Annotated in this window: 20 protein-coding genes and 1 riboswitch; of the genes, 8 read left to right on the forward strand and 12 right to left on the reverse strand. The window is 55.5% G+C overall.

From position 1 onward, the window contains the following. Positions 1-24: 24 nt before the first annotated feature. From yqiA to nudF, 4 genes are read right to left on the reverse strand one after another with little or no spacing between them, the layout of a single operon-like run. Positions 25-606, reverse strand: a complete 582-nt coding sequence (yqiA, locus tag M8013_RS12695) for an esterase YqiA (RefSeq protein ID WP_271268170.1) — start codon at positions 604-606, stop codon at positions 25-27. Further along, positions 606-1433, reverse strand: coding sequence for a 3',5'-cyclic-AMP phosphodiesterase (cpdA, locus tag M8013_RS12700; RefSeq protein ID WP_271268171.1), 828 nt, complete (start codon positions 1431-1433; stop codon positions 606-608). Before cpdA ends, yqiA begins: the two co-directional genes overlap by 1 nt. A gap of 28 nt (positions 1434-1461) precedes the next feature. Beyond that, complete coding sequence (locus tag M8013_RS12705; protein ID WP_271268172.1) at positions 1462-1884, reverse strand: DUF1249 family protein; 423 nt, start codon at positions 1882-1884, stop codon at positions 1462-1464. Then, positions 1881-2495 (reverse strand): ADP-ribose diphosphatase, encoded by a 615-nt coding sequence (gene nudF, locus M8013_RS12710; RefSeq protein ID WP_271268391.1) that lies wholly within the window; start codon positions 2493-2495, stop codon positions 1881-1883. Before nudF ends, M8013_RS12705 begins: the two co-directional genes overlap by 4 nt. A gap of 222 nt (positions 2496-2717) precedes the next feature. Here nudF and tolC point away from each other — a divergent pair, with 222 nt between their 5' ends. The 3 genes from tolC (at position 2718) to M8013_RS12725 (ending at position 6118) form a co-directional block, all read left to right on the forward strand. Then, the gene (tolC, locus tag M8013_RS12715; protein WP_271268173.1) at positions 2718-4124 is read left to right on the forward strand and encodes an outer membrane channel protein TolC; all 1407 of its coding nucleotides are present in this window, start codon (positions 2718-2720) and stop codon (positions 4122-4124) included. A 165-nt stretch (positions 4125-4289) separates the two neighbouring features. After that, the gene (locus tag M8013_RS12720; protein WP_271268174.1) at positions 4290-4955 is read left to right on the forward strand and encodes a DUF1190 family protein; all 666 of its coding nucleotides are present in this window, start codon (positions 4290-4292) and stop codon (positions 4953-4955) included. 2 nt (positions 4956-4957) lie between these two features. Beyond that, entirely contained in the window at positions 4958-6118 is a 1161-nt protein-coding gene (locus M8013_RS12725) for a glutathionylspermidine synthase family protein (RefSeq protein ID WP_271268175.1), read from the forward strand. 41 nt (positions 6119-6159) lie between these two features. Here M8013_RS12725 and ygiD read toward each other — a convergent pair whose 3' ends face one another. Next, positions 6160-6948: a 4,5-DOPA-extradiol-dioxygenase gene (gene ygiD, locus M8013_RS12730; RefSeq protein WP_271268176.1), complete on the reverse strand. Its 789-nt coding sequence runs from the start codon at positions 6946-6948 to the stop codon at positions 6160-6162. 195 nt (positions 6949-7143) lie between these two features. Here ygiD and zupT point away from each other — a divergent pair, with 195 nt between their 5' ends. Further along, positions 7144-7914, forward strand: a complete 771-nt coding sequence (zupT, locus tag M8013_RS12735; RefSeq protein WP_271268177.1) for a zinc transporter ZupT — start codon at positions 7144-7146, stop codon at positions 7912-7914. 41 nt (positions 7915-7955) lie between these two features. Here zupT and ribB read toward each other — a convergent pair whose 3' ends face one another. Next, on the reverse strand, positions 7956-8609 hold the full coding sequence (gene ribB / locus M8013_RS12740) for a 3,4-dihydroxy-2-butanone-4-phosphate synthase (protein ID WP_271268178.1): 654 nt from the start codon (positions 8607-8609) through the stop codon (positions 7956-7958). A 104-nt stretch (positions 8610-8713) separates the two neighbouring features. Beyond that, positions 8714-8864, reverse strand: a riboswitch (FMN riboswitch). A gap of 120 nt (positions 8865-8984) precedes the next feature. On the opposite strand from ribB, the gene ubiK reads away from it, so the two are divergent. Further along, positions 8985-9281 (forward strand): ubiquinone biosynthesis accessory factor UbiK, encoded by a 297-nt coding sequence (ubiK, locus tag M8013_RS12745; protein WP_271268179.1) that lies wholly within the window; start codon positions 8985-8987, stop codon positions 9279-9281. Between the two features lie 37 nt (positions 9282-9318). On the opposite strand, the gene hldE is transcribed toward ubiK, so the two are convergent. From hldE to M8013_RS12760, 3 genes are read right to left on the reverse strand one after another with little or no spacing between them, the layout of a single operon-like run. Continuing rightward, the gene (hldE, locus tag M8013_RS12750) at positions 9319-10752 is read right to left on the reverse strand and encodes a bifunctional D-glycero-beta-D-manno-heptose-7-phosphate kinase/D-glycero-beta-D-manno-heptose 1-phosphate adenylyltransferase HldE (protein ID WP_271268180.1); all 1434 of its coding nucleotides are present in this window, start codon (positions 10750-10752) and stop codon (positions 9319-9321) included. Positions 10753-10792: 40 nt separating this feature from the next. Continuing rightward, positions 10793-13648, reverse strand: coding sequence for a bifunctional [glutamate--ammonia ligase]-adenylyl-L-tyrosine phosphorylase/[glutamate--ammonia-ligase] adenylyltransferase (gene glnE / locus M8013_RS12755; RefSeq protein ID WP_271268181.1), 2856 nt, complete (start codon positions 13646-13648; stop codon positions 10793-10795). Between the two features lie 21 nt (positions 13649-13669). After that, positions 13670-14971 carry a CYTH domain-containing protein gene (locus M8013_RS12760; RefSeq protein ID WP_271268182.1) on the reverse strand — a complete coding sequence of 434 codons (1302 nt, stop codon included), beginning with the start codon at positions 14969-14971 and terminating at the stop codon, positions 13670-13672. A 237-nt stretch (positions 14972-15208) separates the two neighbouring features. Here M8013_RS12760 and M8013_RS12765 point away from each other — a divergent pair, with 237 nt between their 5' ends. Further along, positions 15209-15829: a TIGR04211 family SH3 domain-containing protein gene (locus M8013_RS12765; protein WP_271268183.1), complete on the forward strand. Its 621-nt coding sequence runs from the start codon at positions 15209-15211 to the stop codon at positions 15827-15829. A gap of 61 nt (positions 15830-15890) precedes the next feature. Further along, positions 15891-17132, forward strand: a complete 1242-nt coding sequence (locus M8013_RS12770; RefSeq protein ID WP_271268184.1) for a multifunctional CCA addition/repair protein — start codon at positions 15891-15893, stop codon at positions 17130-17132. A gap of 10 nt (positions 17133-17142) precedes the next feature. Here M8013_RS12770 and bacA read toward each other — a convergent pair whose 3' ends face one another. Next, positions 17143-17961: an undecaprenyl-diphosphate phosphatase gene (gene bacA, locus M8013_RS12775; RefSeq protein ID WP_271268185.1), complete on the reverse strand. Its 819-nt coding sequence runs from the start codon at positions 17959-17961 to the stop codon at positions 17143-17145. Between the two features lie 105 nt (positions 17962-18066). Continuing rightward, entirely contained in the window at positions 18067-18435 is a 369-nt protein-coding gene (folB, locus tag M8013_RS12780) for a bifunctional dihydroneopterin aldolase/7,8-dihydroneopterin epimerase (protein WP_271268186.1), read from the reverse strand. 107 nt (positions 18436-18542) lie between these two features. Here folB and plsY point away from each other — a divergent pair, with 107 nt between their 5' ends. Further along, entirely contained in the window at positions 18543-19157 is a 615-nt protein-coding gene (gene plsY / locus M8013_RS12785; RefSeq protein WP_271268187.1) for a glycerol-3-phosphate 1-O-acyltransferase PlsY, read from the forward strand. 55 nt (positions 19158-19212) lie between these two features. Here the strand turns inward: plsY and M8013_RS12790 are convergent, their stop codons facing one another. Then, complete coding sequence (locus M8013_RS12790; protein WP_271268188.1) at positions 19213-21255, reverse strand: S8 family peptidase; 2043 nt, start codon at positions 21253-21255, stop codon at positions 19213-19215. Between the last annotated feature and the right edge of the window lie 275 nt (positions 21256-21530).

The raw sequence follows: 21530 nt of genomic DNA on the forward strand, positions 1-21530 counted from the left end.
TAAACTAGCAATTCGCAGCGATTGTCAGAGGCTTTGCAGTCCAAGAAAATCGACAATCTGGGTGAAATGATCCTCAAAGCCCGTGAAAGCATGGTTCCCGCCTTCTTCTATAGTCTGGCGGCAGAGCGCGTAATACGCTACTGCCTGGCGGTAATCCAGCACTTCATCACCCGTCTGTTGCAGCAGCCAGAGGAGATCTGGCGCTTCCAGCGGGTCTACCTGCATAACTTTGAGGTCGTAAATATGGCGAGACTCTAGCACATATTGCTGTCCGGTGTAGGGGTTCTCGTTGTGGCCAAGATAGCCCACCAGCAGCTCAAAAGGCCGCACCGCCGGGTTCACCACCACCGCAGGCACCATAAAGCACTGAGACAGCCAGGTGGCGTAGTAACCCCCAAGCGATGAGCCCACCACGCCGAACGGCTCGCCGCCGTGGGCCAGCACAATCGACTCCAGCATCTCGGCAGCCTCGGCCGGGTACGGCGGCAGCTGCGGGACGATCATCTCGATATGCGGATGATGAACTTCCAGCCATTGGCGGAACAGCGTCGCTTTTGCGGAGCGCGGGGAGCTGTTGAACCCGTGCAGATAAAGGAGCGCAGACATCAGTATCCTTCTGAGGCGGTATCCGGGCTGAACCGGGCGCTTTGCAGGCGGCAGACTTCGGTCGTCAACGAGCCGTCGGCATGCAGTTCCAGCCAGCGCCAGCCGGGTGCAACGGTATCTAACGTGAAGTTGGCGCAGTGCGGTTTAAACTGCACGCAGGTGGACGGCGTGGCAAGCAGGCGACGCCCGTTCCAGTTGAGATCCTGTTCCTGGTGAATGTGTCCGCAGAGCAAGTTGTTGACCCGTGGGAACTTCATCAGAACGCGATCCAGGGCTGCGGAGTTGCGCAGGCTGTGCTGATCGAGCCAGCTGCATCCCGCCGGCAGCGGATGATGATGCAGTAATAACAGGGTGTGGCGTTGCGGCTCGGCCATCAGTTTGTTTTCGAGCCATTCCAGCTGAAATTCGCTCAGCTCGCCGTGCGGCACGCCGAAAACCTGGCTGTCGAGCAGCAGGATTTGCCAGTTGTCGCCTGGGTAAATTCGTTTTGCAGGTGAGATCCCCGCATCCTGAAGCGCGCTGTACATCGCGGGTTGGAAATCGTGATTTCCCGGTAACCAGACGCAGGGAACGTTAAAGCTCGCGATACCTTCAGCAAAATGCTGATACGCCGCGGCAGTTTGATCCTGCGCCAAATCGCCCGTAGCGACAATCAGGTCACATTCGCGCTTCTGAGCATGAATGGCATTCAGAACAGCGTGATAGCTCTCCCAGGTGTTCACCCCCAACAGGGTTTCATGCTTTTTGGCAAACAGGTGAGTATCGGTAATTTGTAATACCCTGACTGGCGCCCCACCAGCAACAGTCAGGTTCAACAGGCTTTCCAAATGGTGTCCTTAGGTGAGTTTCACGACGCTAACAAACCGGAATCGCCATCGCTCCATGTGCAAAACAGTATCTTAACCAATCGGCCAGAAACTGATTAATTTGATGCTTTTCGTCACGTTGATGCAACTTTTTATTTGGGTAATCATACCGCGCTTTGAAGCGGAAGATCTGCTGACTTGAACACACTTCGGCGACCATCGCGTCATGGTAAAGACGAACCGTCATCGACGGCAGGCTCCAGTAGCTGATCGCGGGCACCGTTTGATCAATCTCAACCAGCGTAGTGTAACGGGTTGATTCGACGATCGTTAACCGATACTGCGCGTTGCTCACCTGATAGCTCACTGTTTCGCCGGGCGCATCGTTACGCGGCAGCAATCGGCGCAGTTGCGCGAAATTGGTTTCGCACAGGCGCATCATTTCAGGGAAGTCAGGTGTATAACGCTTCATTTTGTCCACTCGTGTCGTAAGTCTTGATAATGCAGCTGCAGCCATTGCAAGGCGATGACAGAGGCTGCGTTGTCGATTTTCCCCTCTTCTACCCATTGATAAGCCTGCTCCCGACTTACCACATGAACACGAATATCTTCGTTTTCATCAGCCAGACCGTGAATACCTTGCGCGGTCGTGGCGTCCACTTCACCCACCAGAACCGACAGACGTTCGCTGGTTCCACCGGGGCTTGCCAGATAGTTCGAAATCGGTTTGGTACGTCCAACCACCAGCCCTGCCTCTTCCATCGCTTCACGACGGGCGACATCGTCCGGGGTTTCACCCGCTTCGACCATCCCTGCCACCATCTCCAGCAGCCAGGGGCTGGCGCTGGTATCCAGCGCAGCAATCCGAATCTGCTCTACCAGTACCACTTCGTCACGCACTGGGTCAAAGGGTAGCAACACTGCAGCGTGCCCGCGCTCAAAAATTTCGCGCTTCACTTCGCCGCTCATTTCGCCGTTAAATAGACGGTGGCGAAAACGGTATAACTCCAGTGAAAAAAAACCGCTGTAAAGCGTTTCCCGTGCAATAATTTCTACATCGTTTTTTGTGAAAGTTACTGGCATGTTTTCTGGTTTATCCACCTTGGCCTCCCGGTACAAATGGTGACATTAATGTCAAATTCAATTCTGCTAAACTGCGGTTTCTACTACAGTATGGTAAATTGCTGCAAGTTACCGCCGGATGGCACGGAACGCCAACCTTTTGCAGTGGCAAAGTCTGCTAGAATCGGGTAAATAAATTTCAATTAGATCAGCGCTAACAAAGCTTCACAACAAGGAAAGCAAATGAAGAAATTGCTCCCCATCCTCATCGGCCTGAGCCTGACGGGTTTCAGTGCGTTGAGCCATGCAGAAGACCTGATGCAGGTATATAAACAGGCACGTCTGAGCAACCCGGAACTGCGTAAGTCCGCTGCCGATCGTGATTCTGCATTTGAAAAGATTAACGAAGCACGTAGCCCATTATTACCACAGCTGGGTTTAGGTGCCGATTATACCTATAACAACGGTTACCGTGATGCTAACGGCATTGACTCCAACGTCACCAGTGGTTCACTCTCGTTAACGCAAACGCTGTTTGATATGTCGAAATGGCGTCAGCTGACTCTGCAGGAAAAAGCGGCCGGCATCCAGGATGTGACCTACCAGACCGACCAGCAGACGCTGATCCTCAATACGGCAACTGCCTATTTTAAAGTGCTGAACGCGATCGATACCCTGACCTATACCGAATCGCAGAAACAGGCTATTTACCGTCAGTTAGATCAAACCACTCAGCGTTTTAACGTGGGTCTGGTTGCCATTACCGACGTGCAGAACGCCCGTTCACAGTACGACAGCGTGCTGGCGAATGAAGTGACTGCCCGTAACGATCTGGATAACGCGCTCGAAGGGCTGCGCCAGGTGACCGGCACATACTACCCGCAGCTGGCTTCGCTGAACGTTGACAGCTTCAAAACCGATAAGCCGCAGGCGGTGAACGCCCTGCTGAAAGAAGCTGAAAACCGCAACCTCAGCCTGTTGCAGGCACGTCTGAGCCAGGATCTTGCCCGTGAGCAAATCCGTCAGGCACAGGACGGCCATATGCCAACCCTGAGCCTAAGCGCGTCAACCAGCGTTTCAAATACCGATTACAGTGGTTCAAATGCTGTCAGCCAGGATGCGGACGTCGGCCAGAACAGAGTGGGTCTGAACTTCTCCCTGCCACTGTACCAGGGCGGCCAGGTCACCTCTCAGGTCAAACAGGCACAGTACAACTTTGTTGGTGCCAGCGAGCAGCTTGAAAGCGCGCATCGTAGCGTCGTGCAGACCGTACGTTCATCCTTCAACAACGTGAACGCCTCTGTCAGCAGCATCAATGCCTACAAACAGGCTGTAGTTTCTGCCCAGAGCTCTCTGGATGCGATGGAAGCAGGTTACTCTGTCGGGACGCGTACCATCGTTGACGTGTTGAACGCCACGACCACGCTGTTTAACGCGAAGCAGCAACTCTCGAACGCGCGTTACACCTACCTGATCAACCAGCTGAACATTAAGTCTGCGCTGGGTACGCTCAACGAGCAGGATCTGCTGGCGCTTAACGGCGCACTGGGTAAACCGATCTCCACCGCACCAGACGCCGTGGCACCGGAAACTCTACAGCAAAACGCATCAGCCGATGGATACCCGGCGACCGCCGCAGTCCGTAACTGATGTCACAACCCGGTCTGGTTTCGCCAGACCGGGTTGACCCGACAAAAATACGTAAGCCAACGTAAAAATCCCCCTGTTTTGCCCCTGTCGCTTCAATTTCGACCACTCATACTCTATTCTGAGCGTTATTTTCTATGAATTACCACTGGGTCCAGGAAGACAATAATGAAACGGACAAAAACGATTAATCACGCTTCGTTCCGCAAAAGCTGGAACGCGCGTCATCTCACCCCTGTCGCGCTGGCGTTTACTGCCGTCTTTATGCTGGCAGGCTGTGAGCAAAGCGACGAAACGGTCTCGATGTACCAGAACGCTGACGACTGCTCAACGGCCACCGGTAAAAGCGCTGAATGTACCACTGCCTACAACAACGCATTGAAAGAAGCGGAACGTACCGCACCGAAATACGCCACGCGTGAAGATTGTATCGCTGAATTCGGTGAAGGGCAGTGCCAGCAGGCACCGGCTCAGGCGGGTATGGCACCAGAAAACCAGGCGCAGACGCAATCCAGCGGTAGCTTCTGGATGCCGCTGATGGCAGGTTACATGATGGGCCGCATGATGAGCGGCGGGGCAGGCTTCCAGCAACAGCCGCTGTTCAGCTCGAAAAACCCATCCAGTCCGGCTTACGGTAAATACACCGATGCGGGCGGCAAAAACTACGGTGCGGCACAGCCAGGCCGTACGATGACAGTTCCAAAAACCGCGATGGCACCAAAACCGGCGACCACCAGCACCGTAACCCGTGGCGGCTTTGGCGATTCGGTTGCCAAACAGTCCACCATGCAGCGTAGTGCGACAGGTTCTACCACTCGCTCAATGGGCGGCTGATAATGGAACGAGTCAGTATTGTCGAGCGCCCGGACTGGCGCGAAAAAGCCACCGAATACGGTTTTAACTTCCACACCATGTACGGCGAGCCGTACTGGTGTGAGGATGCCTACTACAAGCTAACGCTCGCCCAGGTTGATAAGCTGGAAGACGTTACTGCAGAATTACACCAGATGTGCCTCAAGGTCGTGGAGAAGGTGATTGCCAGCGATGAGCTGATGACGAAATTCCGCATCCCGAAACACACCTGGGGTTTTGTGCGTCACTCCTGGCAAACCCAGCAACCTTCCTTATATTCGCGCCTCGATCTGGCGTGGGATGGCATTGGCGATCCTAAGATGCTGGAAAACAATGCCGATACCCCTACCTCGTTGTACGAAGCGGCATTCTTCCAGTATATCTGGCTTGAAGATCAGGTCGCGGCCGGCAACCTGCCAGAAGGCAGCGACCAGTTCAACAGCCTGCAGGAAAAGCTGATCGCGCGTTTCGCCGAGCTGCGTGAACAACACGGTTTTAATCTGCTGCATCTTGCCTGCTGCCGCGACACGGTCGAGGACAGGGGCACAGTACAGTATTTGCAGGATTGTGCCGCAGAGGCAGAAGTCGCAACTGAATTTTTGTATATCGAAGATATCGGTTTAGGCGAGCGTGGGCAGTTCACGGATACGCAGGATCAGGTGATCAGCAACCTGTTCAAGCTCTATCCGTGGGAATATATGCTGCGTGAAGTGTTCTCGACCAAACTGGAAGACGCGGGCGTACGCTGGCTGGAACCTGCCTGGAAGAGCATTATCTCTAACAAAGCGCTGCTGCCGATGCTGTGGGAGATGTTCCCGGACCATCCTAACCTGCTGGCAGCGTATTTCGCTGAAGACGATCATCCGCCAATGGATAAATACGTCATCAAGCCGATCTTCTCACGCGAAGGGGCCAACGTTTCCATTATTGAAAACGGTAAAATGCTGGAATCAGCTGAAGGTCCTTACGGCGAAGAAGGCATGATCGTGCAGGAGTTTTGCCCCCTGCCGAAGTATGGCGACAGCTATGTGCTGATCGGCAGCTGGCTTATCAACGATCAGCCAGCCGGGATTGGCATTCGTGAAGATCGCGCGCTGATCACCCAGGATCTGTCGCGCTTCTATCCGCATATTTTTGTGGAATAGCTTGATATGCCGGGTGGCGGCTTCGCCTTACCCGGCATTTATTACCCCACCTGAACCGACAACATACTTAAGCTGCCCATTTCGATGCCATCTACCGGCGTCGTAATCGGTTCCTGACCGTCCCACGCGCCCAGCACGTATAACAGCGGTAGGAAATGCTCTGCAGTTGGGTTTGAGAGCGAGCCACCTTCGTGATCCAGGTAATTAACCAGAGGGTGATCCTCTGTCGGCCCTTGCCAGTTCAGATTCGCTTTAACATAGTCGTTAAACGAGGTTGCCCACGGATACGGCGTGTTTTCCCCATGCCAACGTGCGGTGCGCAGGTTATGTACTACGTTGCCGCTGGCCACCAGCATAATGCCTTCATCACGCAAGGTGGCGAGCTTGCGGCCCATCTCTACATGCCAGGCGGCCGGTTTGGTGCTGTCGATGCTGAGCTGTACCATCGGGATATCAGCGTCCGGATACATTTTGATTAGCACGCCCCAGGAGCCATGGTCAAAGCCCCACGCTTCTTTATCAAGCGTAACAGGGATGGGTGCCAGCAGTTCAACCAGCTGCTGCGCCAGCGCCGGTGAGCCGGGTGCCGGATAGTGCGTGTCGTACAGGGCCTGCGGGAAACCGCCAAAATCATGGATCGTTTTCGGGGCTTCCATCGCGGTCACGCCGGTCCCACGGGTGAACCAGTGTGCAGAAACCACCACGATTGCTTTCGGACGCGGCAAGGTCTCTCCCAGATGACGCCAGGCGCGGGTATAGACATTATCTTCCAGCACGTTCATTGGGCTACCGTGTCCCAAAAACAGCGCTGGCATACGAGAAGAAGTCATGGTGATATCCTTACATAAGATGTCGATTTGATTGCTGTACCTTACCTGCTATCTGGTTAAGATGAACTCAGATAACCATGATGAAGATCATCAGGAAATTTGAATGTAAGGGTTCTGTAAAGGCGACTATACCCTCTCGCTTTGCGCGAGTTTAGCCCTTAATATTAATGAGAATCATTATCATAGGAGAGGTAAATGTCAGTTCCTCTGACTCTGACTATTCTTGCAGGCGCCGCCACCTTTATCGGTGCGATACTCGGCGTATTGGGCCAAAAGCCCTCTAACCGCCTGCTGGCGTTTTCCCTCGGCTTTGCCGCCGGTATTATGCTGCTCATCTCTCTGATGGAGATGCTTCCCGCCGCTCTCGGCACCAAAGGCATGTCGCCGATGCTGGGCTACGGGATGTTCGTTGTCGGCCTGCTGGGCTACTTTGCGCTGGACAGAATTTTACCCCACGCACACCCGCAGGATCTGATGCAAAAAGGGGCGCAGCCGTTACCCAATCTCAAACGCACTGCCCTTTTACTGACGCTGGGCATCAGCCTGCATAACTTCCCTGAGGGCGTCGCCACCTACGTGACGGCCAGCAATAATCTGGAGTTAGGATTTGGTATTGCGCTGGCAGTGGCGCTGCACAATATTCCTGAAGGGTTGGCGGTGGCGGGCCCGATTTATGCAGCCACCGGCTCAAAACGCAAAGCGGTGTTCTGGGCGGGGATATCCGGAATGGCGGAGATCCTCGGCGGGGTGCTGGCGTGGTTAATTCTCGGCAGCCTGGTTTCACCGGTGGTGATGGCAGCCATTATGGCGGCCGTGGCCGGTATTATGGTGGCACTGTCGGTCGATGAACTGATGCCGCTGGCCAAAGAGATTGATCCCAATAACAACCCCAGCTACGGGGTGCTGTGTGGGATGTCGGTCATGGGGTTGAGTCTGGTGCTACTGCAGACGGCAGGTATAGGCTAAAAAAACGCCGGGTTATCCCGGCGTTTTTTATTGATTCGCGATTAGCTGGCTTTACGCTCGTGCGCCTGGCGATACGCCACCAGATCTTCGATAGTGACCACGGCCATGTTGTGCTTAACGGCAAACTCGATGCACTCCGGCGCGCGCGCCATAGAGCCATCATCATTGGTCAGTTCACACAGCACACCGGCTGGCTTGAAGCCTGCAAGCGTGACCAGGTCGATGGTCGCTTCGGTGTGACCGCCGCGAGTCAGGACGCCGCCCGGCTGCGCGCGCAGCGGGAATACGTGGCCCGGACGATTCAGGTCAGACGGTTTTGCGCCATCGGCAATCGCGGCACGCACGGTGGTAACGCGGTCAGCGGCAGAAACGCCGGTGGTTACGCCGCTGGCAGCTTCGATAGTGACGGTAAAACCGGTGCCGTAAGCGCTGGTATTGTTCTCTACCATCATTGGCAGTTCCAGCTGTTTGCGGCGATCTTCGGTGAGACACAGGCAGACAATACCACTGCCGTGACGGATGGTGAGCGCCATCTGCTCAACGGTCATGGTTTCAGCGGCGAAAATCATATCGCCTTCGTTTTCACGGTCTTCATCGTCAAGCACCATTACGCCGCGACCTTCGCGAAGCGCAGCAAGTGCATGTTCAACACGGTCAGTAGAGGTGCCGAAAGAGGAAAGGAGCGTCTGATTCATGGTAAAAAAACCTCATTAAAATTATGGTTACCAGAATCAGGGCAGTCTTAGGAGCGCCGTAGTACGGCAAAAAAATAACGTGAGCGGGCCTCGCCCGACTGGTTCGTTACTCTCTCCCATCCGGACTTTAACCGTCGGCCCCGGAATTACACCGGATCTGCTGACCTTTGAGTTTGCACCCAAAGCGCTCGCGGGCTTTCAACGCAAGGTTGATTTACCGCCGGTGGGGAATTTCGCCCCGCCCTGAGAATAAGCGCAATAACTATAACGCTAATGATTATGTTCGGCAACGCTTAAGCATCGCACAATTGTGGTTTAAGGATCCCCGTAACGCGCTACAATGGTCGTCATAACCTTTTCATTGAGGGAACTACAATGATCGACCCGAAAAAAATTGAACAACTTGCCCGCCAGGTCCATGAATCGATGCCAAAAGGCGTGCGTGAATTTGGTGATGACGTTGAGAAGAAAATCCGTCAAGTGCTGCAAACGCAGCTGATGCGTCTGGACCTGGTAAGCCGTGAAGAGTTTGACGTGCAGACTCAGGTGCTGCTGCGCACCCGCGAAAAAATCGCCCTGCTGGAACAGCGTCTGACCGAGCTGGAAAACCGCAATGCCGTTGAGGAAGTTAAACCGGCGCCGGCAATCCCACCGGTAGACGACGCGAAATAGTACACGGCAAGAAAAACGGGCCTTTCGGCCCGTTTTTTTATTTCTCGCTGTCCTTCTGGATCTTTCTGATGATGTTGGTGGTTGAACACCCGTCCTCAAAGTTGAGCACCATCACTTCACCGCCGTTGGCCCACACTTCTTCGCTCCCCGCGATTTGTTCAGGCTTATAGTCACCGCCTTTCACCAGCAGATCCGGCAGGATCCCGGCGATCAGGCGCTGCGGCGTGTCCTCTTCGAACGATACCACCCAGTCCACGGCTTCCAGTGCACCGAGCACGATCATCCGTTGCTCAAGCGGGTTCACCGGACGGGTTTCACCTTTCAGACGTTTTGTTGAGGCATCGCTGTTGACTGCCACGATCAGACGATCGCCCAGCTTGCGCGCGTTTGCCAGATAAGAGACGTGGCCCGCATGCAGAATGTCGAACACGCCGTTGGTCATCACCACTTTTTCACCACGCTTGCGCGCAGCTGCCACGGCAACTTTCAGTTCAGCTTCGCTCATCACGCCAAAACCGGTCTCGGCACGACCGCGCACTGCGTTTTCCAGCTCGACAGGTGAAACGGTCGAGGTACCGAGTTTACCTACCACCACGCCTGCGGCGGCGTTGGCAAAGTAGCAGGCCTCTTCCAGCGAATTACCCGCCGCAAGCGTCGCCGCCAGCACGCCAATCACCGTATCGCCAGCACCGGTGACGTCATACACTTCCTGCGCCTGAGTCGGCATATGCAGCGGCGGTTTGCCCGGCTGCAACAGTGTCATCCCCTGCTCGGAGCGGGTCACCAGCAGCGCAGAGAAATCAAAATCGGCGATGATTTTCATGCCGCGCTCGACAATCTCTTCTTCGGTTTTGCACTTCCCGGCCACCGCTTCAAACTCAGACAGGTTCGGCGTCAGCAGCGTTGCCCCGCGATAGCGCTCAAAGTCGGTGCCTTTCGGATCGATCAGCACAGGTACACCGGCGTTGCGGGCCAATGAAATCATCTGCTGAACGCTGGCCAGCGCGCCTTTGGCGTAGTCGGAGAGCACCAGCGCACCGATATTGCCCAGCGCCTGGCTGATACGCTCGTGCAGCGGCTCAGGATCCACGCCTTCAAACCCTTCTTCAAAGTCGAGGCGGATAAGCTGCTGGTTGCGCGACAGCACGCGCAGCTTGGTGATAGTCGGGTGCGTCGGAACCGAAACGAAGTCACATTTTACGTTCACATCCGCCAGCGTTTTGCTCAGCGCGCGCGCAGCATCGTCGATACCGGTCAGCCCCACCAGACGCGAATGCGCGCCAAGGGAAGCAATGTTCATCGCCACGTTTGCCGCGCCGCCTGGGCGCTCTTCGATGGTATCAACTTTCACCACCGGGACCGGGGCTTCCGGGGAAATGCGGCTGGTCGGCCCATACCAGTAGCGATCCAGCATCACATCGCCAACAACCATAACTCCAGCACGTTCAAACTCTGGCAGTGTTACTTTCATTCCTGACTCCAGAAAGATTCACAATTTGCGCGCGATAATATCACACTTGTTTTGTTACGCACGGTTCCACCAGCCACTTCTGCCAGCAGGCCCGCACCAGCTCTCGCTCTTGCTCAAAGCAGCTTAGCGGCAGATGGCCTGGCTGTTCCTGCAGGGCCAGATGGTGCAGCTCATCGCGCAGCGTGGTGTAGGCGCGGGTTAACGCCTGCGCTTCCTGCTCGTCCATAATGTCGTTTTGCGCCAGCAGTTCTAAAATGCGCACATTGTCAGACCAGCGGGTCAGCTTCGGTTTGGCGTGCGCGTGGTTCAACACCAGATACTGGGTGATAAATTCGATGTCGGTGATACCGCCTTCATCCGCTTTGATATCAAAGCGATCCTTGTGCTTGTTACCCAGATGCGCGCGCATTTTCTCGCGCATTTCGCGCACTTCGATTTGCAGGGGCCCGTCCTCGCGTGGGGCAGTTAGCACGTCGCGACGAATAGTGTCGAACTGCGCTTTTAGCTGCGGATCGCCATACACCACGCGGGCGCGCACCAGCGCCTGATGCTCCCACGTCCAGGCTTCATTCAACTGATATTCGGCGAACGACTCGGTAGAGGTGACTAACATGCCCGCCGCCCCGGACGGACGCAGGCGGGCATCCACTTCATACAGAATGCCGGATGAGGTGCGGGTGCTGAACAGATGCATAATGCGCTGGGCAAGGCGCAGGTAGAACTGGCGCCCGTCGATTTCACGCTCACCGTCGGTCATGACATCCACCGGGCAGTCGTGAAGGAAAATCAGATCCAGATCGGAGCTGTAGCCCAGCTCCCAGCCGCCCAGCTTGCCGTAACCCACCACCGCAAAGCCACGACCTTCGCGGTCGGCCAGGTGCTTCGGCTGGCCGTAGCGGGCCACCATCTGCACCCACGCCTGATGCACTACCGCGTCGATGATCGCTTCCGCCAGCCAGGTTAAGTGATCGCTCACTTTCATTACCGGCAGGGTTTCCGCGATATCGGCGGCGGCTACACGCAGCATCTGCGCCTGCTTAAACTGACGCAGGGCCTCCAGCTGCTGCTCTTCATCCTCTTCCGGTACGCGCAGCAGATACTGGCGCAGCTCATCCCGATAGGCATCGGTCGCCGTTGGCTGATACAGCGTGTTGGGGTCGAGCAGCTCGTCCAGCAGCAGCGGATAACGCGCCAGCTTGCTGGCCACCATCGGCGAGGCGGCACACAGCGAAATCAGGTGCTTCAGCGCACCGGGGAATTCGCTTAATAGCTCCAGATAAGTGGTACGGGTAATGATACCGCTCAGCAGCGGGGTCAAACGCGACAGCGGCACCGGGGCGTCGGCACGGGAACAAACATCGCTGAGCAGATGCGGCATCAGATGATCAAGCACCTGGCGTCCGCGCGGGCCAATCGCCCGCTTGTTCAGTTCGAGGCGGAAATCAGCAATCAGCGCCACCACCCGAATACGGTCATCATCGCTGAGGTGCGCAAGAACCGGCGTCGTGTCGTCTTCCTGCAGCGCATCCTGCCACAGCTCGCGCCAGTGTTCAGAGAGTTCATCGTCCGGCGATTGGCTCTCATCGTCGCCGATCAGGTCGTTAAAAATACGTCGTACTGCCGCCATATGGCTATCCAGCGCCTCGGTCAGCGCCTGCCAGTCAGCGAGCCGCATCCCCCAGGCCAGACGGGCGCGATTGAGAGAGTCGCCCGGCAGGGTCTGGGTTTGCTCGTCATTAATGCTTTGCAGCAGGTTTTCCAGCCGACGCAAAAAGAGATAGGCCTCGCGCAGGATCAGCGCATCCCCTTCCGGCAGCAGGTTCAGCTGGGCGATGGCAGTCAGCGTCGGCAGCAAAGAGCGGGATTGCAGCGACGGCTCGCGCCCCCCGCGAATAAGCTGGAAGACCTGCACGATAAATTCGATCTCGCGGATCCCGCCCGCCCCGAGCTTGATGTTGTCTTTCAGGCCACGGCGGCGCACTTCGCGGGCGATCATGCCTTTCATGTTGCGCAAGGACTGGATCACGCTGAAATCGATATAGCGCCGGAACACGAACGGCCGCAGCATCGCCCGCAGTTCGTTGGCGTATACATCATCGGTATCGCCCATGATCCGCGCCTTGACCATCGCATAGCGTTCCCAGTCGCGGCCCTGTTCCTGGTAGTAATCTTCCAGCGCAGAAAAGCTCAATACCAGTGGACCGCTGTCGCCAAACGGCCGCAGACGCATATCCACGCGATAGACAAAGCCATCCTGGGTAAGTTGATCCAGCGCTTTAATCAGCCGCTGTCCCAGCCGGGTAAAGAACTGAGCGTTATCCAGCTCGCGACGTCCGCCGCGGGTGGCCCCCTTCTCCGGCCAGGCAAAAATCAGGTCGATATCTGAGGAGAAATTCAGCTCGCCACCGCCGAGTTTGCCCATCCCTAAAATCATTAGCGGCTGCGGGGTGCCCTCATCGCTGCACGGCGTACCCCACTCGCGGCAACAGGCGGCGTATAGCCAGTCGCGGGCGGTGACAATCAGGGTTTCAGCAAGGTGGCTTAGCTGCTGTAAGGTGCTTTCTTCACTGACCAACATCAGCGCCTGCGCCCAGGCGATGCGTACCATGATCCGACGGCGGAACTGGCGCAGCACGCGCATCAGCGCGGCTTCATCGCCGACATCCCCTAACGCGTCGTTAAGCCATTGGGCATAGTGCTGCCACTCGTCCGCCTGAGGTGGCGAGGCTTCAAGCTCCGCCAGCCACTCAGGACAGGCGGTGACGCTCTCCTGCACAAAGTCGCTGAACGTCAACATCTGCTGCGCCTGCTCGCTCAATGATCCGGCGGGCAATGCGTCCGGCAGACGTTCACACACCGTCTGCCACTGCTGCTGTAACTGTGAAGAAAGCGGCATCTTAAAGGTTCCTTGCCTGCGTTAACGTTTTCCGCTGTGCAGCCAGAATGGCTCCTGCGAAATAGCCTCGTTGCGGAAGTGCTCAATTTCAATACGCTGGCGGGTCTTGATGGCATATTGCAACCCCTGCCAGTTTTCCAGCCAGGCGCGGGCCACAGGGCCGTCATAGGCGCCTGACAACAACAGCATGCTGTCAACGTTGCGCGCCAGACGAATCAGCTGATCGGCGTACTGATCGCCCAGCGCTTGCCCGAAGAGCGTTTTCAATTCGGCGGCGTGGCGTGAGAGATGAGTATCGGCAAAGCGTTTAAATGAATCGTCGATTTTGGCTTGCGCCTTCGCGTCGAGGAAAGAACGCCAGCCGCGGGTCACCAGAAACTCGGTCAGCGCCAGTTTCGCCGTCGCAGTTTGAGAGCTGTAAACCGCCGTATCGGCAGAGACGTCAGAGGCCATCAGGGTTTCGGTCTCGGTCAGCAGATCACGTAAGTGAGTGCTCGCTTTACGTGGCACAATGCCGCCAAAGAGCGTCAGACTGTGGCGCACCAGCGCGATCGCCGCCAGCACATCGGCTTTCGCCGCTTTCATGCCACGGATCCACAGCTCTTCGTGGTACTGCCACTGGCTCAGGGCCAGCTCAAGTGCCGCTTCAAAGCCCTGCTCGACCGTTGATTTCGGCGCGACGCGCAGGATCTCGGTCGGTTTCAGGGTGCGTGAGGCATTTCCCTGGGCCAGATGATAACCCCGGGCGGCCTTGCTCAGGCTCCCCTGGCGCAGACCTGACTGGGTCACCAGCTTGCGAGCCAGCTTCAGCAGGTCTCCGGCGTTGCCTTCCAGCAGCTCCAGTTCCAGTTCGCAAATGGCTTCCTGGAACTCACCCGCTTTGACTTCCCCCCGATCGAGGGCGATTTCAATGCGGCTGTTGCCTTCATTTACCAACCACTTTTCGCGCCAGAAATCGGTGCTGAACAGCGGCTGGACATCGTCCGCCAGAGTCGCAGGCAGCTCGCCTTGCGGCCAGACTTCCGTCGGGAAGCGCGCCAGCTCAAGCTGGGGCTGGCTGATGTCAATATTGTATTCCGGGCGCTGATGCAGGCCGCCGACCACGCGGCCGGCGATTTTCATGGTCATCTCGTAACGCCCGTCAACGCCCCGAATGCGCAGCCCCATATCATGACGGCGCAGCCAGAAGTCCTGCGTTTCGTAATAGATGTTGAGCAACTGTACCGGCTCGTGATGAACGCCAGACAGCTGATGCAGATGGTTTTTCAGCGCGTCAACGCTGTCGCTTTCAACGATAAATTTTAATTCGATTTCCTGAGCCATGGCCTTGTTCTTTTGATTGCAGCATCGCGGGGTAAATTACGGCGAACTTACTCGCCACTTTTTTGTCAGTACATAGTATTTTGCGTCAGATTGCCACGCAATGAACAATTTGAACGCCGTTGTCTTTACTCTAGTGGCCAGAAACCCACAGAGGATTCCGAATACTGACGAATACTTTGCGCGGACGCACTGTTGCCACTACTATCGTTCCACTTTTTATGAAAATAACGACTGCCGATGCTTAAATTACGCCTGATTGGACTCACTTTACTTGCTTTTAGCGCTGCTACAGTGGTCCATGCCGAAGAGAAACGTTACGTTTCTGACGAACTGAATACCTGGGTACGCAGCGGCCCGGGTGACAATTATCGCCTCGTGGGTACGATTAATGCCGGTGAGGAAGTGGCGCTGTTACAAAGCAACCCGGACTCCAGTTATGGCCAGGTTCGCGACAACAGCGGCCGTACCGCCTGGATCCCCCTGAAAGAGCTTAGCACCAGCCCGAGCCTGCGCACCCGCGTACCGGATCTGGAAAACCAGGTCAAAACCCTGACCGATAAGCTGACCAATATCGACTCCACCTGGAACCAGCGCACCGCTGAGATGCAGCAGAAAGTGGCGCAGAGTGACGGGGTGATCAACGGTCTCAAAGATGAGAACCAGAAGCTGAAAAACGAGTTGATCGTCGCCCAGAAGAAGGTGAGCGCCGCTAACCTGCAGCTGGACGATAAACAGCGCACCATCATCATGCAGTGGTTTATGTATGGCGGCGGCGTGCTGGGTGTGGGTCTGCTGGTCGGTCTGGCCCTGCCGCATCTGATCCCAAGCCGTAAACGTAAAGACCGTTGGATGAACTAAATAGTCATCTCTGCCACACTTACGTATTATTTTGCCAACATTGGATACGGGAGAGTGTGGCGTGAAGATTTATCTGGTCGGTGGTGCGGTTCGCGATGCGTTATTAGGCCTGCCGGTCAAAGACAAGGACTGGGTGGTGGTGGGCGCCACCCCTCAGGCGATGCTCGACGCGGGCTACCAGCAGGTAGGCCGCGATTTCCCTGTTTTTCTGCATCCGCAAACCAAGCAGGAGTACGCTCTGGCGCGCACCGAGCGTAAATCCGGCTTCGGCTATACCGGCTTTACCTGCTACGCAGCTCCGGACGTCACCCTTGAAGCGGATTTGCAGCGTCGCGATCTGACCATCAACGCCCTCGCGCAGGATGAAACCGGTCATATCGTCGATGCATACGGCGGTAAAGCCGATCTACAAAACCGTATTCTGCGCCATGTCTCCCCAGCATTTTCTGAAGATCCGCTGCGCGTGCTGCGCGTGGCACGTTTTACTGCCCGCTATGCACACCTGAGTTTTCGCATCGCCGATGAAACCATGGCCCTGATGACGGCAATGACCGAAGCGGGCGAGCTGGAACATCTCACCCCGGAACGAGTGTGGAAAGAGACCGAGAATGCGCTCAGCACGCGTAATCCGCAGGTCTATTTCCAGGTGCTGCGCGACTGCGGGGCGCTGAAAATTCTGTTCCCGGAGATCGATGCGCTGTTTGGCGTACCGGCTCCGGCAAAGTGGCATCCGGAAATCGATACCGGCATCCACACGCTAATGACCTTAAGCATGGCCGCCATGCTCAGCCCGGAGGTGGACGTCCGCTTTGCCACCCTGTGTCACGATCTCGGCAAGGGATTAACCCCGCCCGAGTTCTGGCCGCGCCATCACGGCCACGGCCCGGCAGGCGTGAAGCTGGTTGAAGCAATTTGTCTGCGCCTGCGGGTACCGAACGAGATCCGCGATTTGGCAAAACTGGTCGCCGAGTTCCACGACCTGATCCACACCTTCCCGATCCTGAAACCCGCCACCATCGTCAAGCTGTTCGACAGCATTGACGCCTGGCGCAAACCGCAGCGCGTGGAGCAGATAGCGCTGACCAGCGAAGCCGACGTGCGCGGACGCACCGGATTTGAAGCCTGCGATTATCCGCAGGGGCGGTTATTGCGTGAAGCCTGGCTGATTGCGAAAGCGGTACCAACGAAAGCGGTTGTCGAGGCCGGATTTAAAGGCAATGAAATTCGGGAAGAGTTAACCAAACGACGGATTCAGGCGGTTGCCGACTGGAAGGAACAGCGTTGCCCTCAGCCGAAAGACTGAGGGCAGGTCATCAGAAGAACACCACGTACACCGCGGCCGCCACAATAAAGCGATAGATGGCGAACGGAATAAACGAGATACGTTTGATCAGCTGCAGGAAGGTTTTAATCGCGAACAGCGCCACGATAAACGCCGTGATAAAGCCGACGGCAAACATCGGGATATCGGCCGTTGTCAGGAAGTGATAGCTCTTATACAGATCGAGCGCGGTTGCACCCATCATCATGGGAACGGCCAGCAGGAATGAGAACTCTGATGCCGCATAGCGGCTCACGCCCATCAGCATCCCGCCAGAAATGGTCGCCCCGGAACGCGAGAAGCCCGGCCACAGCGCCAGACACTGGAAGCAGCCAATCATAAACGCCTGGCGATAGGTCATGTCATCCAGACCGGGTGCGCGAGGCTCTTTCGGCTTCAGCACTTCGGCAACAATCAGCAGGACCCCGCCCACCACCAGCGCATACATCACGTTGATCGGATTAAACAACGACTTGATGGTGTCGTGGAAGATCAGCCCCAGCACTACCGCAGGCGCCATCCCGAGCAGGATGTGCAGCAGCGTCAGACGTTTTTTGCCAGTGCCTTCGTGCTGTGGATGACCAAAGTGAATGCCAATCAGGCCGAACAGGCGACGCCAGAACATCACCACCACGGCCAGAATCGATCCTAACTGAATCACCACCTCAAAGGTTTTTGCCGTTTCTCCCTCAAATCCCAGCAGGTGGCCCACGATGATCATGTGGCCGGTACTGGAAACCGGTAAAAACTCTGTCAATCCTTCGACCACACCCAGAATTGCTGCGACCAGCAGGGAGTGCATATCGCTCATCAATAAACCCCTAAAAAGACAGAAAAAACGGATTACCCCACGGGCAACCGTATAAGGAACAGCTGTAAGACCGATTTAACAGGAATTGGTTTAGCTATTATGACGTTAAATATTCCCTTTAAGATTTTGGCTACGCTCGATAACCACACCCACATTCGCCGCCCGCGCCACAGCACCGGGTTTGCTGACCTTGATACGCACCCACGGGGAGTTAAAGCGGCTAAGCAGTAACTGGGCCACCTCTTCCGCCACGCGCTCCACCAGCGCAAACCGCTGGCCTTCCACGTGGCTAATGACGGTTTCGCTCACATCGGCGTAGCTCAGACAGTCATTTACGTCATCGCTTTTGGCCGCGGCCGCGTTATCCCAGCCCATTTCGATATCGAACACCAGCTTCTGTTCGATGGTCTGTTCCCAGTCATACACCCCAATAGTGGTGATTACCGAAAGTTGCTCTATAAATACTATATCCATCACGACCTGCCTGGTTTTTGGCTAAACCGGATACCACTCCCGGCGAATTATGCGTATTATCCACAGATGCTAAGTACAACACGACATTTTCAAAACGGAACAGCGTTATGAGTGCAATCGCGCCTGGAATGATCCTCCTCGCCTACCTTTGCGGCTCAATTTCCAGCGCCATTCTGGTCTGCCGTATCGCCGGGTTACCTGACCCACGCGTGAGTGGTTCCGGGAATCCGGGGGCGACCAATGTACTACGAATTGGCGGCAAAGGAGCAGCGGTAGCGGTTTTGATTTTTGACGTTCTGAAAGGAATGCTTCCCGTCTGGGGCGCATATGTATTGGGCGTGACGCCATTCTGGCTCGGGCTGATTGCGATTGCTGCCTGTCTGGGCCATATCTGGCCAGCATTCTTCGGCTTTAAAGGTGGAAAAGGTGTTGCCACTGCATTTGGCGCGATTGCTCCTATTGGTTGGGATCTGACCGGCGTGATGGCGGGCACCTGGCTGCTAAGCGTGTTACTCAGCGGCTACTCATCCATTGGTGCGATTGTTAGCGCGTTAATTGCGCCGTTTTACGTCTGGTGGTTCAAACCGCAGTTCACCTTCCCCGTCTCTATGCTCTCTTGTCTGATCCTCCTGCGTCACCATGACAACATCCAGCGCCTGTGGCGTCGTCAGGAATCGAAAATCTGGACCCGGCTGAAGAGAAAGAAAAAGCCTGACGCGTAGCGATGCTGTCCGGGCCAGGCATGAGAAAGCCTGGCATCACGCCAGGCGGTTCCTGTTATTTACAGCTGTTTCCTGAAACTCCCTGCTGACGCCATACTCCCCACTGACCGCCTTTACCTGGCTCTTCCTGACCCGGGTTGACATACCACTGATTCATCCAGATTTTGCCGTTATAGGACACTTTGGTGCACTTGATTGGGTAAGCAATCTTCGCATTGTACGCCGGGACGGTCTCTGTGGCCGGAGTATCGTCTTTCGCCGGAGTATCATCCTTCGCTGGCGTATCGTCCTTCGCCGGGGTGTCGTCCTGCGCCGGTACCGCCGGTTTAGTGACCTTGATGGTCATACTGTCCTGCGCGGTACGTCCGTCTGCGCCGGTGGTGGTCAGGGTGTAGGTTGCTTCACCTTCGCTATTGGCCGGGATCACAGCGTAAGCATTGGCACTGTCTACGCTATTCACCAGCGTTCCATTGAGCCTCGCTTCCACAAAGAAGGTGCCCGCCCCTTTGGTCACGCTCCAGTTATACGACTTCGCGTTCAGGCTTTTGCTGCCGTCCAGCGGATACGTGCTGACACCGGTCGCTGACGAGATCATGGTGTAATCCGCCCCCGCTGCCGCTGTCGGAGCTGGCTGCGTTTCACCGCCGTTCTTCAGCGCCATGATTTTAGCCACTGCGCGCTCCATATCCGGCTGCGTACCGAGGACCGCCGAGGTACCATTCGCGGCTGGTGTACCGGTCTCCCGCAGGATTTGTCGCATCTGTAGTGGCGTCACCGTAATGCCGTGAGCTTTTGCAATCCCCGACAGACTGGCAACCACGCCCGCAACAATGGGCGTAGACGACGAGGTTCCACCGAAGGAGTGGGTGTAGTTGGCGTTGAGCATATTATTGAACGCGCCATAACCCGTTGTGAAGACATCGCTGCAACCCCAGGATGAGCTGGTCACACGCTTGCCGTAGGTACTGAAGTAGGCTCTCTGCCCCGTTTTCGCACAGAATGCCCCGGCGATAATCGCCCCGGAATCACGCACCTGGGTATCGAATTTGCCATTAAAGCCCGGCGCATCGAGGTTAATGTTGCCGTTACCCGCAGAGGTCACCACAAAAACGCCTTTATCGGTGAGCGCTTTGATGACGTTGAAATAGCCCTGATCGTTTTCGATGGGGACATAGCAGGCTGATGTACAGGTACCGGCCACTTCACCGCCGTAGGTTTGCATGTTCAGCGAAACAACGTCCCCCGCTTTTAGCTGCGGGATCAAATTAAACAGGTGTGATGATGGAAAGCCAGCATAGGCAACCTTGGTTTTCCAGGTGATGCCACGCACGCCGGTACCGATATCCCGCGCCGCCAGAATCCCGGTAGACGCGGTATTGTGTTCCCGCTCGCCGCAGGTGCTCGACGTACTTGTCGCACTCCCCTTACTGAAAGCAGCGGGCGGTAAATTCTGGTGATTAACGTTCCACATACAGTTTTCGGAAGAGACGATAGTAATGTCTTCACCTTCGTTGCCCTTATAGGAATTGACACTGTCGCGGTTAATCCCACCCATATAATAGCCGGGACGCTTTTCGGTGGGTGATTTTAAATAATCCTGCATATCGCGATAATCGGGGATAGCCGTGACACCAAGGTTACTGTTTGCGGTAGATTTTAATTTAGGCTTCGCAGGCGTAGTGCCTTCCGGGCTTTCGTCTAACGAAACAGGAATCGCTTCAGGATAAACGGATTCAATATTTTGATTGTGTTCCAGTTCGTTAATAATGCTGTTGATGTAGTTTTTATTCTGAGTTTGATTGCCCGGCAAGGAAATCCGTAAGTACCGATCGAAACCATAGCGTTTATTGATCGCCGTCATTTCGGCAGCGGCTTCACCTGCGCTTTTATCGACTGGGTACATTTCGGCAACAGTGAGCGCAGGGTCGTTCAGCGTTAATGCTGGCCTGGCTGCCGAATCTGAAGCGGCTTTCAGTTTAACCACAATCGAGTCGTAGGCAACGCCATCCTCAGCGAGCTGGGTTTGCGGGGCGGTTTCAGCATGAGCGGCGCAGGTAATGGCTGCGCAAATTAACAGTGATAAAATACTTTTTTTCATTTTGGCCAACATCCTTTTACTTTGACATGAATAAACCCCCTTCCTTTTTCAGCATGAATTAAAAATATCATCAGGCCTATAAGACCTCTCCCTGCAAAGAATAAGAATACTCTCAAGAAACAATAAAATAATCGACATTGAATATGTCAACAAAGGATGAGAGTAAAAATAACCAAAAACACGTCCCAAGGATTTAAAATAGCTAACGCAAGTATACTTTACTATAAAAATGTTTCTATGACCGCATTTAGCCGGTATCACCTTAATATAAAATG

The organism is Silvania confinis (assembly GCF_025564085.1).
Lineage (GTDB): Bacteria > Pseudomonadota > Gammaproteobacteria > Enterobacterales > Enterobacteriaceae > Enterobacter > Enterobacter confinis.